Origin of the sequence: Marinisporobacter balticus (assembly GCF_004345705.1) — a bacterium.
Taxonomy (GTDB): domain Bacteria; phylum Bacillota; class Clostridia; order Peptostreptococcales; family Thermotaleaceae; genus Marinisporobacter; species Marinisporobacter balticus.
This window is the reverse complement of sequence record NZ_SLWV01000031.1, coordinates 1-16,488: the sequence shown is the minus strand read 5'-3', so window position 1 is coordinate 16,488 and position 16,488 is coordinate 1. Positions and strand designations below refer to the sequence as shown.

At 32.1% G+C, this 16,488-nt stretch carries 23 protein-coding genes; 21 read left to right on the top strand and 2 right to left on the bottom strand.

Features of this window, described 5'->3' with window-relative positions:
* The first annotated feature begins 4 nt into the window (after positions 1 to 4).
* The 21 genes from EV214_RS15820 (at position 5) to EV214_RS15730 (ending at position 15,003) form a co-directional block, all read left to right on the top strand.
* Positions 5 to 442, top strand: a complete 438-nt coding sequence (locus EV214_RS15820) for a phage tail tube protein (RefSeq protein ID WP_132247491.1) — start codon at positions 5 to 7, stop codon at positions 440 to 442.
* Between the two features lie 2 nt (positions 443 to 444).
* Complete coding sequence (locus EV214_RS15815; RefSeq protein ID WP_132247489.1) at positions 445 to 837, top strand: phage tail assembly chaperone; 393 nt, start codon at positions 445 to 447, stop codon at positions 835 to 837.
* A gap of 175 nt (positions 838 to 1,012) precedes the next feature.
* Positions 1,013 to 2,974 carry a hypothetical protein gene (locus EV214_RS15810; protein WP_132247487.1) on the top strand — a complete coding sequence of 654 codons (1,962 nt, stop codon included), beginning with the start codon at positions 1,013 to 1,015 and terminating at the stop codon, positions 2,972 to 2,974.
* Between the two features lie 11 nt (positions 2,975 to 2,985).
* Entirely contained in the window at positions 2,986 to 3,402 is a 417-nt protein-coding gene (locus tag EV214_RS15805) for a phage portal protein (RefSeq protein WP_132247485.1), read from the top strand.
* On the top strand, positions 3,403 to 4,389 hold the full coding sequence (locus EV214_RS15800; protein WP_132247483.1) for an XkdQ/YqbQ family protein: 987 nt from the start codon (positions 3,403 to 3,405) through the stop codon (positions 4,387 to 4,389).
* Positions 4,390 to 4,803 carry a DUF2577 domain-containing protein gene (locus EV214_RS15795; RefSeq protein ID WP_132247481.1) on the top strand — a complete coding sequence of 138 codons (414 nt, stop codon included), beginning with the start codon at positions 4,390 to 4,392 and terminating at the stop codon, positions 4,801 to 4,803.
* The gene (locus EV214_RS15790) at positions 4,803 to 5,234 is read left to right on the top strand and encodes a DUF2634 domain-containing protein (protein WP_132247479.1); all 432 of its coding nucleotides are present in this window, start codon (positions 4,803 to 4,805) and stop codon (positions 5,232 to 5,234) included. The genes EV214_RS15795 and EV214_RS15790 overlap by 1 nt, the downstream gene beginning before the upstream one ends.
* Positions 5,235 to 6,278, top strand: coding sequence for a baseplate J/gp47 family protein (locus tag EV214_RS15785; RefSeq protein ID WP_132247477.1), 1,044 nt, complete (start codon positions 5,235 to 5,237; stop codon positions 6,276 to 6,278).
* Positions 6,271 to 6,807, top strand: coding sequence for a YmfQ family protein (locus EV214_RS15780; RefSeq protein ID WP_132247475.1), 537 nt, complete (start codon positions 6,271 to 6,273; stop codon positions 6,805 to 6,807). Before EV214_RS15785 ends, EV214_RS15780 begins: the two co-directional genes overlap by 8 nt.
* Positions 6,808 to 6,818: 11 nt before the next feature.
* On the top strand, positions 6,819 to 8,822 hold the full coding sequence (locus EV214_RS15775; RefSeq protein ID WP_132247473.1) for a hypothetical protein: 2,004 nt from the start codon (positions 6,819 to 6,821) through the stop codon (positions 8,820 to 8,822).
* Between the two features lie 2 nt (positions 8,823 to 8,824).
* A complete protein-coding gene (locus EV214_RS15770; RefSeq protein ID WP_132247471.1) occupies positions 8,825 to 9,028 on the top strand; it encodes a hypothetical protein in 204 nt (67 codons plus the stop codon).
* Complete coding sequence (locus tag EV214_RS19425) at positions 9,028 to 9,150, top strand: hypothetical protein (protein WP_279233143.1); 123 nt, start codon at positions 9,028 to 9,030, stop codon at positions 9,148 to 9,150. The genes EV214_RS15770 and EV214_RS19425 overlap by 1 nt, the downstream gene beginning before the upstream one ends.
* 133 nt (positions 9,151 to 9,283) lie before the next feature.
* Positions 9,284 to 9,532, top strand: a complete 249-nt coding sequence (locus EV214_RS15765) for a hemolysin XhlA family protein (RefSeq protein ID WP_132247469.1) — start codon at positions 9,284 to 9,286, stop codon at positions 9,530 to 9,532.
* A gap of 17 nt (positions 9,533 to 9,549) precedes the next feature.
* Positions 9,550 to 10,296, top strand: coding sequence for an N-acetylmuramoyl-L-alanine amidase family protein (locus tag EV214_RS15760; RefSeq protein WP_132247467.1), 747 nt, complete (start codon positions 9,550 to 9,552; stop codon positions 10,294 to 10,296).
* Positions 10,297 to 10,298: 2 nt separating this feature from the next.
* Entirely contained in the window at positions 10,299 to 10,517 is a 219-nt protein-coding gene (locus EV214_RS15755) for a phage holin (protein WP_132247465.1), read from the top strand.
* 223 nt (positions 10,518 to 10,740) lie between these two features.
* Positions 10,741 to 11,697, top strand: a complete 957-nt coding sequence (locus EV214_RS15750) for a DUF3644 domain-containing protein (RefSeq protein ID WP_132247463.1) — start codon at positions 10,741 to 10,743, stop codon at positions 11,695 to 11,697.
* A gap of 204 nt (positions 11,698 to 11,901) precedes the next feature.
* Positions 11,902 to 12,084 (top strand): hypothetical protein, encoded by a 183-nt coding sequence (locus EV214_RS15745; RefSeq protein WP_132247461.1) that lies wholly within the window; start codon positions 11,902 to 11,904, stop codon positions 12,082 to 12,084.
* 31 nt (positions 12,085 to 12,115) lie between these two features.
* The gene (locus EV214_RS19420) at positions 12,116 to 12,247 is read left to right on the top strand and encodes a hypothetical protein (protein WP_279233142.1); all 132 of its coding nucleotides are present in this window, start codon (positions 12,116 to 12,118) and stop codon (positions 12,245 to 12,247) included.
* Between the two features lie 131 nt (positions 12,248 to 12,378).
* Positions 12,379 to 12,735, top strand: a complete 357-nt coding sequence (locus tag EV214_RS15740; RefSeq protein ID WP_132247459.1) for a Hin recombinase — start codon at positions 12,379 to 12,381, stop codon at positions 12,733 to 12,735.
* Positions 12,736 to 12,796: 61 nt separating this feature from the next.
* A complete protein-coding gene (locus EV214_RS15735) occupies positions 12,797 to 13,210 on the top strand; it encodes a hypothetical protein (RefSeq protein WP_132247457.1) in 414 nt (137 codons plus the stop codon).
* Between the two features lie 854 nt (positions 13,211 to 14,064).
* Positions 14,065 to 15,003, top strand: a complete 939-nt coding sequence (locus EV214_RS15730; protein WP_132247455.1) for a tyrosine-type recombinase/integrase — start codon at positions 14,065 to 14,067, stop codon at positions 15,001 to 15,003.
* 169 nt (positions 15,004 to 15,172) lie between these two features.
* Here EV214_RS15730 and EV214_RS15725 read toward each other — a convergent pair whose 3' ends face one another.
* Positions 15,173 to 15,424: a hypothetical protein gene (locus EV214_RS15725; protein ID WP_132247453.1), complete on the bottom strand. Its 252-nt coding sequence runs from the start codon at positions 15,422 to 15,424 to the stop codon at positions 15,173 to 15,175.
* A 3-nt stretch (positions 15,425 to 15,427) separates the two neighbouring features.
* Positions 15,428 to 16,195 (bottom strand): ParA family protein, encoded by a 768-nt coding sequence (locus EV214_RS15720; protein WP_243116694.1) that lies wholly within the window; start codon positions 16,193 to 16,195, stop codon positions 15,428 to 15,430.
* Positions 16,196 to 16,488: the final 293 nt, after the last annotated feature.

Here is a 16,488-nt window from a genome sequence, read left to right as displayed (position 1 = left end):
ATAGATGGCTAAAATAAAAAGCAACAAACAGATAAATGGTACATTTGGAGCAGTATGGCTAGATGGTGAAAAACTTGCCGATATAGATAGCTTTGAAGCTAAAGTAACTATAAATTATGAAGATGTAAATATGGCTGAGGACCTTGCAACTCATAAAAAAATGACTGGATGGGCAGGAGAAGGAACTTTGGCACTTAAAAAAGTATATTCAACAGGTGCAAGTTTAGTAGGAGAAAAGTTAAAAGATGGACAAATGCCTACTTTTATTCTAGTAGGGAAGTTGGCTGATCCTGATGCATATGGTAGCGAGCGCGTGTCTTTAAGTGAAGTTACATTTAATGAATTTACACTTATGAAATTTGGACAAAAAGAACTGCAAACAGAAGAACTACCTTTTGCTTTCGCTGATTATGACTTGGTTGATCTAATAGAAAGGAGATAATTATGTCAAAGAAACTTCAAATCAAAGACCTTATAGAACAAAGAGAAAAATATGAGGTTAAAAAAGATATTAGAGAAGATATAATTCTTGAAAGAGATGGAGAGGAATTTACTATAACCATTAAAAAACCTACTAGAACTCTTTGTGTAGAGTGCATAAGCCTTGCACAAGATAAAAACCAGCAAGAACAAGCTGATATAAACATGGTATACAACATAGTAGTAGAGCCAAATCTTAAAGATACTAGCCTACACAAAGCTTATAATTGTGTAGAACCTATTGATATTGTAGAAAAGTTATTTGAAACTGGAGAAATTGCTCAAATAAGTGGATATGGCATGGAATTGGCTGGATACAATAACGAGGTAAAGGTGGTTAAAGACATAAAAAACTAATTAGTAGTGATGGAGAAATGTATTTTCTTCATTACTACTTACAAAAAGGTTTTAAATTAGAATATTTACTAAATTTAAATTGGTTAGAGAAAAAATTTATGATGGCAAGTAAGGAAAAATATATTGATGAAATCAAGGCGGGGACATAGTCCTTGCCTTTTTAGGTGGTGGAAAAGTGGCATCTAAAAGCATAAAAGCAATATTAACTCTAAAAGATAAAAATTTTACTTCAAACATGAAGAAAGCATCTGGTGGAGTTAATGGATTCAACAGAAGATTAAAACATAGTAGTAATCAAGTCAGAAGGTTTAAAAGAAACGTAACTTCAAGCTTTTCTAGTATTGCTAAAAGTGCAATAGGTTTAGCTGGTGTATATATAGGATTTAGAGCATTATCCAATGGTATTAGCGAGAGTGTTGAAGCTGCAAAGGCTCAGATAGATGCTGAAACAAAATTGATTGCAGTTATGAAAAACACTAAAGGCATGACAGAAAAAAATGCTAGAAGTGTCATGAAATATGCTAGCGAATTGCAAAATGTAGGAGTTATAGGTGATGAAGTAGCAATATCAGGAGTACAGCAATTAGCAACCTATCAATTGCAAGAAGCAACACTTAAAAAGTTGATGCCAGGCATGAATGATTTAATTGCTCAACAAAAAGGACTTAATGCTACACAGCAAGATTCAGTGACTATAGGTAATATGATCGGCAAAGTTATGAATGGTCAGGTAGGAGCATTAAGTAGGGCTGGTATTAATTTCACGAAAGCTCAAGAGAAAATTTTGAAGTATGGTACTGAAACACAAAAGGCGGCAACATTAGCCGAAGTTTTAGAAATGAATGTAGGTGGAGTAAACAAAGCCATTGCAGAAACAGATCAAGGGAAGATTCAACAGATGAAAAATGCATGGGGTGACTACAAGGAAGAAGTAGGAAAGAAAATTCTTCCACTACAAGCTAAATTAGCAAATTGGTTTTTTAAAAAGATACCTGGAATACAAGCCTTTGTTACAAGAGCTATAGATAAAGGAATACAGGCGTTTGGGAAAATCGGTAGTATCATAGATACTGTAAAAGAAAAAATGAAAGGCATAAAGCAATGGGGCGTAGATGCATGGACTAAAATCAAAGGGGTTATAGATGAAAATAGACCGACTTTAGACAAGGTGAAAGGCGTACTCAATGATATAGGTAAAAAGTTAACTGGTTTAAAAGAAAAATTTGTGAGTGCTTTTCAAAATGAAGGTATTAGTTGGTTTAAAGATACAGCACTTCCAGCTATAACCGAAGGAATATTGGGTGTAGTTGACAAAGCTACTGATTTATATAATTTTGTGAATGATAATTGGGGTACTTTAGAACCATTGATACTTGGTATAGCAGGAGCGATTGGAACATACAAATTGGCAATGCTTGCTTTAAAAGTACCAACATTGATTGCTACAGGATTAACTAATGGACTTGCTTTAGCACAAGGGGCATTGAATACAGTAATGGCTATAAGCCCTATTGGCTGGTTAGCTATTGGTATTGGAGCATTAATCGCAATTGGTGTGGCTCTATATAAAAATTGGGATACTATAAAAGAAAAGGCTGGGCAACTTTGGGAAGGAATTAAAGCTGCACTTAGTCCTATTGGTGATTTTTTTATAGGCATATGGGAGGGTGTAAAGACAGGGTTTAAGTCATTCATAAACTTTTTTATAGGTGGAATTAATAAAGTAATAAGTGGAGTAAATTCTATCAAAGTTGAAATTCCTGACTGGGTTCCTGAATTTGGCGGTAAAGAATTTGGTATAAGTATTCCTAAAATACCTAAGTTTGCACTTGGAACTTCATATTTTGATGGGGGTCTAGCAAGGATCAATGAGCGTGGAGGAGAAATTGTGAATCTTCCAAACGGCTCACAAGTTATACCAGCTGATAAATCAGAGAAAATAATCAATAACACACAAAATATATCTGGACTAGAAGGTTTGTTAAAATTGTTACAAGAAATTATTCAAGTATTAAGAGAAATAAAAAATAGAAAAAGTGGTGACATTGTTATAAACATAAACGGATCTAATATGACAGTAGATGAAGTGGCAAATCAATTAGTACCTAAAATTAAGCTAGCATTAGCAAATAGTTAAGGAGTGGTATGGTGGATATATTTCTAAGCATTAACAACAGGGAACAGGTCATTCAGCTTCCTATAATACCAGCATCTTTTCAGATTGAGTTTTCAAATAATAACGAAACCTTTAACACTGTATCTCAAGGTGATCTGAATATAATTGGAAATAAAGGACTTAAATCATTTACTTTAGAAACCTTCTTCCCTAACAAAGAATATGAGTTTGCTAAATCTAAAAAATATACTGGTGATGAATTTGTAGAGATAATATTGCAATGGGTTGACAGGAGAGTGCCTATAAGAGTTGTAATAATAAATAAAGATGGTGGAGAAATTGTTAATCTTGCTATGACGATTGATAGTTTTAATTATGGATATGACAAAGCAGGAGATGTTGTATATTCACTAACACTTAAGGAATTTAGGTTTGTGGGGGTGAATTAAGTGCATGAGGTAGTATTATATAATGTTGATGGCACAGTCAAGAATATCTCAGGTATGGTAGGTTCTCTTAGTTGGTCCAGCAGTGAGGATACTCTCGGAGTTCAATTAGACTTTGATATAGCTTATAATGATATAATTTATTTCCCTAAGGATGTATTAGATATTGGAAATATAGTAGTGCTTATAAATAATGGTTTAGAAATATTTAGAGGCGTTATAATTACAGAAGAAATAAATGGGGAATTTTCAAGACATTACATAGCTTTTGATTATGCCTTCTATCTTAACAAATCTAAGGGCATATATCAGTTTAATAAAGTTTCAGCTTCTAATGCCATTACTCAGCTTCTAAATGATTTTAGTGTACCAATAGGAAATATAACAAGTATGTCAACTGTAGTTAGTTACATATATCATGATAAAGTTATAAGTGACATTATAAAAGACATACTGCAACAGGCAATCAATGAAACTGGACAAAAATATCGACTTGAAATGAGAGCAGGAAAGTTGTATATAGAAAAGCAAACAGATTTAGTTATCCAGGCTACTTTTAAATTAGCTGATAATCTTTCTACTAACGATATTACAAGTGCTATAAGCAATCCTACAAGGCGAAGGTCAATAGAAGAAATGAAAAATAGCATAATCGTAGTGGCTAACAATAAAGATTCAATGAGAGTTGCAGGTGAAGAAAAAGACGATAATTCTGTAAAACAATACGGACTTCTCCAAGATGTACAAAGTATCGATGAAAAAGATATTGCTCAGGCAAGGAGCATTGCTCAAACACTTCTAAAAGATTTAAATAGAATATTTGAAGATAATAGTATAGAAACAATAGGAAATGATGAAGTAAGATCTGGAAGGATACTTAATATTGTGGAACCTATCACAGGCATGAACGGTCAATATAGAATTAAATCCTGTACCCATAGTCTTAGCAATGGTATCCATAAAATGACACTAAATTTAGGGGGAATATAGTTGGATGGAGTAACCGAACTGGCTAAATTGTTTAAAGATAGGGAGAATAAAATCTATATGGGGCCACAAGTAGGAGAAGTAATATCTCCACCACCTAATATACAAGTTAAATTAGGAGAAAAAATAATACTTACAAAAGATAATCTTGTGATAGCAGCTCATGTTTTGTATGAATACAGCAGAGAGATTAACATCAATGGCAATATATCCACTACTGATGAAAGTGGATCCATTACATTGAAATTGAGCACACCACAAACATACACAGTAGTTACTGGGAAAGAAAACGCAAAAACAACCATTACAGGAACTATGACATATACAGACACATTGAAAAAAGGCGATAAAGTTATATTAATACCTGCTACAAATGAACAATTGTATTTCCTTGTAGATAAGGCGGTGGTATTATAATGTTTCCAGATATAGCTAATACAGAAATTGATACGCAAAAAAGTGCAGAGACTACAAATTTAGGTAAGTCTTTTTTATTTGACTTTGATAAGGGAGATTTCATACTCCAGGATGGCAGATTAGTTAATGTAGAGGATATTGAAGCTCTAAAGGTATGGATAGAGAAAGTTTTAAGGACTGAAAAATTTAGGTTTGAGATATACAAAAATGTAGATTATGGTGTGGCATTAGAGGACCTAATAGGGCAAACATTGCCTAGACAGTTCGTAGAAAGTGAATTAAAGCGAGAAATCAGAGAATCAGTAATTAAACATCCAATGGTAAGTGATATATCAAACTTAATTGCAGAACAAGATGGTTCAAAGCTAAAGATAAGCTTCAAAGTTAATCTGGTTGATGGAAATACTGTCAATACGGAGGTGAATATATAGATGTCAGACGATAGAGATACGATACAAAATAGGATGCTTCAAAAGATAGATGCTTCTTACGATAAATCGGAAGGATCTTTTTTTTATGATGCGACCAAACCAGTTTCAATAGAATTAGAAGATGCATACAAAGAGCAAGAATCAATACTAAACAAAGGTTTTGTTGAAACTGCTACAGATGAATATTTAGATTTAAAGGTAGCAGAGCAGGGGCTAAATAGAAAGTCAGCTACAAAAGCTACTACAACGGTAACGATAACAGGGTCAGAAGGTGCAATAATAACAGAAGGAAATTTGGTAGCAAGTGATACAGTTAATTTTACTGTGAAAGAAACTAAGACAATAGATGTATCAGGAATATTAGATGTATTAGTTGAATGTGAACAATCTGGGACAATAGGGAATGTACCAGCTAATACTATCATATATTTTCCCGTTACAATTGCAGGTTTAACAAGTGTCACTAATGCTAATACAGTCACAAATGGATATGCTGGAGAAACTGACGAAGAACTAAAACAGAGATATTTTGATAAAATAAGAACTCCAGCAACTTCAGGTAATAAGTATCACTACAGAAATTGGGCTAAAGAAGTTACAGGGGTAGGGGATGCAAAAATATTTTCACTTGCGAGTGGCCCTGGCACAGTGAAAGCTGTAATTATAGACAGTAATAAAACTGGAGTAGATAGTCAACTTGTAACAGATGTATTTGACTATATAGAAGAAGTACGACCTATTGGTGCTACTGTGACTGTTGAATCAGCTACAGAGTTACCAATTAATATTAGTGTTACATTGACTATTGATACTAACAACTACACAGAATCAGATGTAATAATAAATATAGAAAACAACGTAACAGCGTATCTGAAAGAAATAGCATTTGTAGAAACTTATGTATCTTATGCAAAAGTTGGAAGTATTATTTTAGATAGTCAAGGCGTACTAGACTATTCAAATATGACTTTGAATGGTGGGAATAGTAACATAACTATAGCTGATACAGAGGTTGCTATTTTAGGTGGTGTATCAAATGTCTAATGAATTATTAAATCATCTTCCGAAGTATTATCGCACTAGTACAGTAATGGCTAATATAACAAATGCAGAAAATCAAGAACTACAATTATTCAAAGACAAGTTAAATAATACATTAAATCAATTCTTTGTAGATTTAGCTGATACAAGCCTTGATAGATGGGAAAAAGATCTTGGTATTCCTATTAACAATACTAAGCCTGATGAATATAGAAGGTCGGTCATAAAATCAAAATTAAGAGGTCAAGGAACAATTACAGTAGAGCTTATGAAAAACGTTGCTGAGAGTTATATAAACGGAGCAATTGAGGTTACAGAGGATAATCCTAACTATAGTTTTGTAGTTCGATTTGTAGATGTTAATGGTATACCCCCAAACCTTGATGATCTTAAAGCAGCAATAGAAGAAATTAAACCAGCTCATCTGCAATCACTATACAGATTCAAATATCTTGTTATATCTGAAATGGAGAAGATTAGAATTGCAGATTTAGACACTATGACACTCAATGACTTTGAAAATTATCAATAGGAGGTGGTTATATGGCAAGAGAGAATACACCAAATATAAGTTTGACATATGAAACAGATAAAAATAATAATTTTAGTTATGACAATGATATAAAAAATAATATGATTGCAGTAGATCAAGCTATCAAAGAAGATAGAGATAGACTCGATAATATTGAGAATCCTGATTTTACTACAGTAGGATCTACTACAGATTCAATCATTTCAGTTCCAGAATCATCCGTTAAAGGGCAAGTTAGCGTTGGATTAAAAGGGAAAATTTGTACCAATTTATTTGAGTCACAAAATACAAAAGACTCATTATTAAATATTGCTTCTGGAATAAATATTCCAATTGATTTAAACGGTGGTATATCTACAATTGGTTCTGTAGCAACGATTGTAAAAAAAGTTAATTTAGTATCAGGCAGAAAATATTTGATTAAAACAGACTGGTTATCTCCAACAACAAACAATGCTACTTTGTTGAGATTTTATGGTGGTAACATAATATCAGATACTACTATAATAGGAACACCTACTAACAATAATTTATCTTCATACCTTGTTTTTACTGCACCAGAAACAGACTTAGTAGGTATGGCTTGGAGAAATAATGTGTCTGATTCTAATTATTACCACGACAAAACATTTATCTATGATATTACAAATGAAACTGAAACAAATTTAGAAAAATTAATACAGAAATATTCTTATGTGAACAACACTAAATCTACAGTTAGTACGAGAATTAAAAGTATTTGGAAGAATTTGTTTGATAAGAATGCTTCACGAATAAGTGGGTTTTTAGCCCAAGATGGAAACGTGCTTGGTTCTACAGGTTGGTTTACGTTTGATTTCATAAGAGTGAAAAGTAATACATCTTACAGATTATCAAATCAAGCATCTTCAAGTACTGCGCATGTTAATTTTTATGATAACCATAAAAATTTAATAGGAGGGGTAACTAATAGTATTGCAGTTTCTGTTTTTGACACACCTAATAATTGTGCTTATATAAGATTTTCTACTACATTCACAACGCTTGATTTAGTACAACTGGAAGAAGGCACAACTGCAACCGAATATGAACCCTACACAGATTCAAATTTATACATTCAAAAAATCAATCCCAAAACTGGTGAAATCGAAACAATGAACTCATTGCTGAATGGTGTTAAAGATGAAGTTTTTGTGGGTGGGGATGGAAAGCATTATTTACGAAAAGAGACAGAAAAATATATTTTACAAGCAAGCGACATACTAACTTTAGACACATCCTTCTCTTCTAATTTTGACATAATACAAATAAATAAAAAAAATGATAGTAATGATTATAATAATTCTACCATTCAATCTGGTCAAACATTATTAGACGGGTATTCGTATGGTGCTTATGTAGACAATATTAGTATGATTGGGAAATTATTTACTTCAACTACATCTCGATATGGTATTGCTATACAAAAAGGAAAGTACACAACTTTAGCAGATGCACAAGCAGATAAATATTTAGGTGGTCTAGCAGGACTCGAACTAATTTATCAGTTAGCGGAGCCTATCATCTACGAAAATGGTGAAAATGGCTTTAGAGTAGATGGTCAATTAGTTTCTTATGGCCCAGGTACAACCATACAAATTGAACCATTCCACAAGAAAGTCCACGAATATAAAGATGGAATTAAATTTCCGTTCGCTATAGCGAACATAGAAAAAGTGTATAGGATCCATGGCGAGGTATTTGAACCTATTAGCTTTAATGATATAACCATAGCTTCAGATAGTCTTTCTATTACTATTGCTGGGGAAGTAGAGGGAGAAAACTTCGAAGTATATGCCCCATACAAACTAGAAAACCATGGGGGCCAAGAGATAGAGTTGAAAGTACCTAACAATGCAGCAGAACAAAGGGACGGCAATACTAGAATGGCATTAGCAAATAGCGAAAGATTAACAAGGCATGAAAGCATGATCCTTTCAAATGCATTAGATATTATTTCATTAGAACTACAACTTAAACAATTAGGAGGTAATTAGAGATGCTAGACCCTTATAAAATTGTAGATGATTTAGGTCCTAAATCAAAACTTCTTCAAGCTTTTGGAACTGAAATGGGAAGATTAAAAGAAGAAAATGAACAGCTAAAAATTGAAAAAGAGCAAGATAAAAAATCATTTGCACAAAGCGTTTTGGACTTGACTACTGTTGTTGAAGCACTTATACAAGGAGGTATCCAGGAATAATGACAATGACAAAAGCTGATGCATTAGCAATATTAGAGCGTATCAAGAATCAAGTAAAGGAGGTGTTAGCAGATGGCAGCACTACTGGAAATGTTGAAGAAAATCAAGAACAACATGCTTAAGATGCTAGGTTTACAATCAGAAGAAACAGTAACAGAAAAAGTATATGAGGAAGATAAGTAGACACCATGAAGGGTGTTTTTTTAATGCCCTTCTTCACAAAAATAATGTTTAGTGCGTAAAGGAGGAAATCGAATGAATGAAGCTCTGTGTAAAGAGAAACATAAACAGATTGCAGAAACATTAGAAATGCACAATAATAGGCTTAATGCACATGCCAAGCAGTTAGACATATTAAGCGAGGACAGCAGGGAATATAAGGTTCAAATACAAAATCTTTGTAAACAAATAGAGGACCTTACCAAAACAATTAAATGGGCGATTGGAGTAGCTGGAACCAGCTTTGTTGGTTTCTTTTTTTATGCAGCACAAAAATTAATCTAGTCTAAGGAGATGCTTAAATGAAAACTATAGTTGTGGATCCAGGTCACGGAGGAAACGATCGTGCCAACCGAGGTTATTCTGGAAAGTATATTGAAGCAGATGGGAATTTGCAATTTGCTTTATTTCTTCACTATTATCTAAAAGATTATTTCAATGTAATTTTAACCAGAAAGGAAGATAAAACATTATCTCTTACAGAGCGTGGGAAAATGGCAAAAGGAGCGGATATGTTCTTATCTGCACATTCAGATGCATGGGAAAAAGAAAGTAATGGTGTAACCATATTTGATAGCGTAGACTTATCTAACGAGACTTTAGGTGCAGAAATAGGGAAAGCTATTGCTGATTCCATGGGAATAAAATTTAAGGGTGTTAGAGAACGCGAAAGTCAAAAGAACAAAGGCGAGGACTATTATACTGTAATTGATGTAGCACAAGACATTGGATGCCCTGTAGTCCTTCTATTGGAAAGAGGATTCCATAGCAACCCTCATGAGGAGCAGTTGCTTCTTAATAACAATATTGTAAGAGAGAGTGCAAAAGCAGTAGCCGAGAAAATCAAAGCATACTATGGCGTGTCAGAATCGGCTGAGACGAAAGAAATTACTCAACCCATATGGAAATATCAAGGGCTTGAATATTTAGCCAAAAATGGCTTATTGAATGATTTAGAAAACTGGAAAAAGAAGATTGATGAACCAATGCCTGTATGGGCATCTGGAATTTTACTTGCAGAAATACATAAAAATTTGAAAGGGGAATAATTATGAATACAAAAAGATTGAAAAACTATGGATTATGGGTTGCAGTAGCAGCATTTATTCCAATGCTTTTAGAAGCATTTGGATTAGATGTACTACCAGAAAATTATAATGAGGTTGTAAAAGCATTGTTAGGGATCTTGGTACTCTTAGGAATTATCAATAATCCTACCACAAACAATCCAGGACTTTTAGATGATCAGAAAGTGGATGCAGGGGCTTAGCTCCTGCTCTTTTTTCATTTTTTGGATAAAAACTTTAGTTAGCGCAATATAACTTTAAATAACTCAATTGAATAGAGTTTGATTTTCAAAAATGGCCTATGTCAATTTTAGGGAAATAATGGTTATTCTAGTATTATTTAATTCTATTTTATTGAACTTTTGTTATATTTAAGTTAAAATTAATGCAAAAGTGAAAATTTTAGCATAACACGAGGGAGAAAAAATGATAAAAGGAAAACTATTGGAGAAATCAAAAGAAGCGTTTGTTATGGCAATAGAGATTTATAATAAGCCTACAATAAAGTATAGGGTGGAAGGATTTAGCTTTTTCATATGTAATGCTTGGGAACTAATGCTTAAGGCATATATGATTAAAAAATTCGGTGAGAAAAGCATATATTATAAAGATAACCCAAATAGGACAATCACATTGGAAAATTGCATAAAAAAAATATTTACGAATGAAAAGGCTCCATTACGTTTAAATATAGAAAAGATTATAGATCTTCGTAATACTAGTACTCATTTTGTTACAGAAGAATATGAAATGGTCTATATTCCCTTATTCCAAGCATGTTTATTTAATTTTATTGAAAAAATGCAAGAGTTTCACAATATTGACATGACAGAAGTTGTCCCTCAAAATTTTCTAACATTAGCAGTTAGTATGAAATCGCTAAATGAATCTGAAATAAGAGCTAAGTATCCAGAAGAAATAGTAGCAAAACTGATAGCAACAAATGAAAGCCTATCATCAATGGTGGAAGAAAATAATCATGGATTTGCAATAAAAATAGAACATCACCACTACATAACAAAGGATAAGCATAAAGCAACATCATTTGTACATATTGACAAAGATGCTAAGATTGGAGTTAAAATAATTAAAGAATTGAAAGATCCTAATGATACACATAAATATACAACTAAAGCCTGTATTAAGGAAATAAATAAACGTTTAAAAAGAGAGGATATTGACATCGAAGTTAATAAATATCACTTTACATTATTTTGTAAATATTACGAGATAAAAGAAAATGCTAAATTATGTTATGTACACAAAATACACGCACAACCTACATATAGCTATTCTATGCAAACAACGGATTTTATTTTCGAGGAAATAAAAAAAGACCCTGAAAATATAATCCAGAATATCAAAAGTAAAGCAAAAAAATAAGTCAACCTCAGGGGCAAAGGAATTCTTGGTATTAATACCTACTCCCATTCGGGAACCCAGCCTTTATCCTTCACAAGTTAACTTATTTATAGTATATCATATACAGAAAGAAAGTCAATTATACATTGAAAACCTTAAATCTAGAAATTTTATTTCAGGACAAACTGTTAGCTTTATGAATACTAAATTGGGGAGTGGGATAGAATGGGGATTAACAAGATACTTACAGGGATGAATAAAGTGGCCCGTACACTTAATACGGCTGCTAAAAATGGAAGAGATATAAGAGATGTAGCAACAGGCAATGTAGATAATTTGATTAAGCGAAAAGTGAAATCTAAGGGTCTTAAAGAAGCAAATAAAATGATCAATAAGTTTTTGAAATAGAGGGTCTTTAAATCAAAAGGAGGTTTTTTCTGTGGATGTTGAAGTAGATGAACTGGGTAATATTATTATAGGGAAACCGAAACTTTTTAAAGATATGACAGCGGAAGAGAAAAAGGAATACATGGAATACCTGGATCAAATGGAAAAAGAATTCAATTCGTAGAGCAGGGCATATGCCTTGCTTTTTTACAATCTAAAACCTTAAGCTTTTATTTCATAAATTAATTATTGAAAACAACTATACATATATGATACAATCTGTTCATAAATTAATTTATGAAAGAAGGGCTGACGGTGGCAAAAGAAACTCAAAAAGAAAAAATAGCTAGATTAGAAGAAGAATTAAAAGAATGGAAAGAACTTGCTAAGAAACTAAATAATGAAATTACTGAAATGACAGAGAAAATGGATAGAGGTTTTGAAGCAAGTGGAGCATACAAGCAGATGAAAGATAAGATTTTTCGACTAGAGCATAAAAATAAGCAGTTTGAAAAAGAACATCATAACGATCGAGGAGCTGGAAGAAAAGCTAAATTTACAGACAGAGAAAAAGAAACAATACGAATGTATCGAATTCAAGGGAAAACAATAAATGAATTAGCCAAAATGTATAAATGCAGTACAGGACTCATTCACAAAATAATTAATTGAAATATATTCGATATTAATATAACATATACTAAAAAACATTACCTTAGAAAGGATGCTCTCTATGAAAAATAAACTAGAACCTAATTGGCACCCGATCAGTATGCTTCCTATAATTGTTGATCTGATAGATAATCAATTCAAAGACATGAAAGGACAATATGAAAATCTATTGCAAGTCCGTAGCAAACCATACGTTTTAGATGATGCAACGATATTGCGAACCATCAAAGCTTATACAGAGCAACTTGATTTCCTTTGGGTATTTGAAAAGCAGATAGCAAAATGGCAAGAGGAAAGTTCATTGACATGCATCCAAGAAAGTGAACTTGATCGAGTAGAAAATGATTTAAAACAATTCCGAAAAACTTTAGTCAATCTTTTAGATTTAACAGATGAATTGAAAGAAGGAACGATTGAAAAAGTTATGGCAAAAAGTGATATTGACCTTGGATTAGAATTTTTAAAATCAAAATAACTTGGTTCAGGAGCGTAATGCTCCTATTTTTTTTAGGCAAAAACCGAGTGGTTAGCGTAGGTATATTTTCAAGATGCATTCTTAGATAGGATATACATGTAGTAGTTACGCTGATTAATCCCCTTGTAATTTACTATTTTCTTAAACATAATACTTGTTGGTATTTGAATATCTTATCGTGTCGCTTGCTAGTTTCGCTTTATAGTGTCGTTTGGATAGTCGTATAAAACGACACCTATGAACGACACATCAAAGCGACATGCTAAAACGACATTACATAGCGCCATGCATTAGCGACACGAGGAATAAAAATAAAATTGATATAGCAGCTAACCAAATTAGTAAATCTATCTTAATAAATTCTTTTTCATTTTTAAAATTCATTTTATCACGCTCCTACTATCAATATTTCCACACAAGGGAAAATAATACATCAAAGTAGATTTTTGTCGAGCGACGTGCTATAATCTATTTAACGATTATTATTTTTATTAAGGGAGTAGCAAAAGCGAAACCGATTCATTAGAAGTCTCATAAGAGCATATGAATTTAAGCTACATAAATGAATTTTAAGTAGCTGAGTGTGTAATTATTTAATTTATTAAAATTTAAAATGAGTGCGTAATCAAGATCCTAGAGAGAGTAATTTTTGTATTACTTTTTTGGGGATTTTTTTTGTTTTTAAAATAAGAAAATGGGGGGGTGATAAGAAGAAATAAAAAAGAAGTAAGATAACTTGTCCTTATCTTACTTCTACATAGCTATACGAACACTTAAACGCAAGAGGTATAGCCTATGCTTATTATATCATAGGTTTATACCTTCTAAATTAAAATATTTAGGGGGGAAGACATATGTTTGCAGAACAAATGGATATTTTCAGCATTCCAAAACCAATAGCACAAAAACAAGAAAACAATAATATTACAGACAATCAAAGAACTTTAAAAAGATATAGAATGCATTGTAAAAGCAAAGGATTGACCCCAGAATCTTTGAAAGCTATCATTGATAATGATTTAAGGCTTTTTGTTTCTTATATAGGAGAAAAAGCATTGGATCAAGTTACTCACATTGATGTACAAGATTTCATGCTTTATTGTTCCGATGACAGAGAAAATGGTGATGAAGCTCTTGGAAGAAAATTCACAAGCATCAATATGTTTTACAAGACATTAATAAAACAAGAAGTTTTGACTATCAAAAATCCCTGCGATAAGTTAGACAAACCTAAAAAAAGAAAAAAACAACGTGGTCATATTACTGTAGAAGAGTATAAAAAAATCATGGAGCATTTAGACAAAATTAAAGATTTACGTGGAGCAGCTATAATGAGTTTATTTTTCACGAGTGGATGCAGACTATCTGAGATTTGGCAGCTTAACCGAACTAGTCTTGATTTTCAGAGTCGTAGATTCAAAGTTGTTGGGAAAGGACTTAAAGAAAGAATATGTGTTTTTTCAGAAGATGCCAAAGAACGAATTTTAAAATATTTAAATTCCAGAACAGATGATCTACAGCCTTTATTTATTTCACGACAAAGAAATAGATTGGCAAAGAAATCTATTCAAGACTTTTTTAAAGTCACAGGGGAACGTGTTGTTCTTTCTAAACGAATATCCCCTCACTTAGCCAGGCATGGAGTGGCTATGGCTCTTATAAAAAAAGATATGCCATTAGAAGTAATACAAAGACTACTTGGTCATGCATCCATAGCTACAACACAGATTTATGCCCATATGGACATGGATACAGTACAAATCAAGATTGATTCAGTTAATATTTTAGAGTAGTGATAAAAGGGCTAGAAATAGTCCTTTTTCTTTATTAATATTTTATACAAAAACATCAATAAATTTTTATATAAAATATTAATAAAGAATTTTATAAAATGTTAATAAATAAATCTATAAAAATAATGGAGTTATCAAGAATCACTCCATTATTTTTTACTTTTGAAGTTTACTTTGTCATTTCATAAAATTTATCAATCATGAATCTTACAAATACATTTTCTTTCATTTGAGCCTTTTCAGCCATTTCTTTAACATGTTTATTATGATCTGTACTTATATAATAACTAACTCTCATCATTTCAGGCTTAGTAGTTTTTAAAGCTTCTAAGTTAATGATAGGGCCTTTACCTGCTCCTAAAATTTCCCCAGCTGCTTTACTAGAATCTTGTCCTTTTACCTTGTCAAATCTATTTGCCATACATTACACCCTTTCTATTAATTCCTTAACAAAATTTTTAAAAGCTATAGCTCCAGTAGAGTTTTTAGAATATGCACTGATTGGCGTACTTTCAGTTTCTGCTTCTGCGACTTTAACATTAATAGGGATAATTGTATTAAATAAAATATCGTTTATTCTAGCGTGGGTCTTACAGTGCGATACAAATTCATTAGATATCTTAGTTTTTCTAAAGCGATTAATGAGAAACCCTTTAATATTATTTTTAATCCTTAACCTTTTAGTTATGCCTTCCCATAGATCCATAAAGAGTAAACTTCCAGTCAGTGAATGTGCTCCTGCTTCATTAACCAATATTATAGCATCAGAAGATATGAACGCGTTTTGATTAAGAATACTCATACTAGGATTTGTGTCTATCAGTACATAGTCGTACTGGTTAAAAAAATCATGATGATCTTCAATGAAATTTTTCAATATATACTCACGCCCTGGGTAGTTCACCAATTGCATTTCTGTACCCGTCAATTTTATTGTTGATGGAATTAAGTCAATTCCGTCACAATGTTGGACTACTTTTACAGGTAAAGTTTCATCATCTTCAAACACGTCAAGTAAAGTTTTAGTATCTTCATCAACATTTATTCCAAAGTTGTAAGTTAGATTTGCCTGAGGATCTAGGTCACAACAAAGTACTTTTTTCCCCATCTCTTGGAGTATGCCAGCAGTAGAGAATGTAGTCGTAGTCTTTCCTGTACCACCTTTTAGTGTGCCGAAACTAATAACTTTCATTTTTTATCCCCCTTGTTATATAAAACATTATTAATTTAATTATATCGTTTTTTATATAACAAGTAAATAACTTTTTATATAAAAAACGATATAAAAAAGTAATAAAAAAAGAACCGATCATTTAATCAGTTCTCGCTAAGGGTAGTAACCACAATTCGTGCAAAATTCTCGTTAAGAGAATTCGATTTACATTTATGTAAAATATAGTGATAAAATATAAAAAACACTCGAATGATCGATTTTCTTTTGTTGAAATTTCTCAAAAGTTAGCTTATAATTGATTTAATACAAAA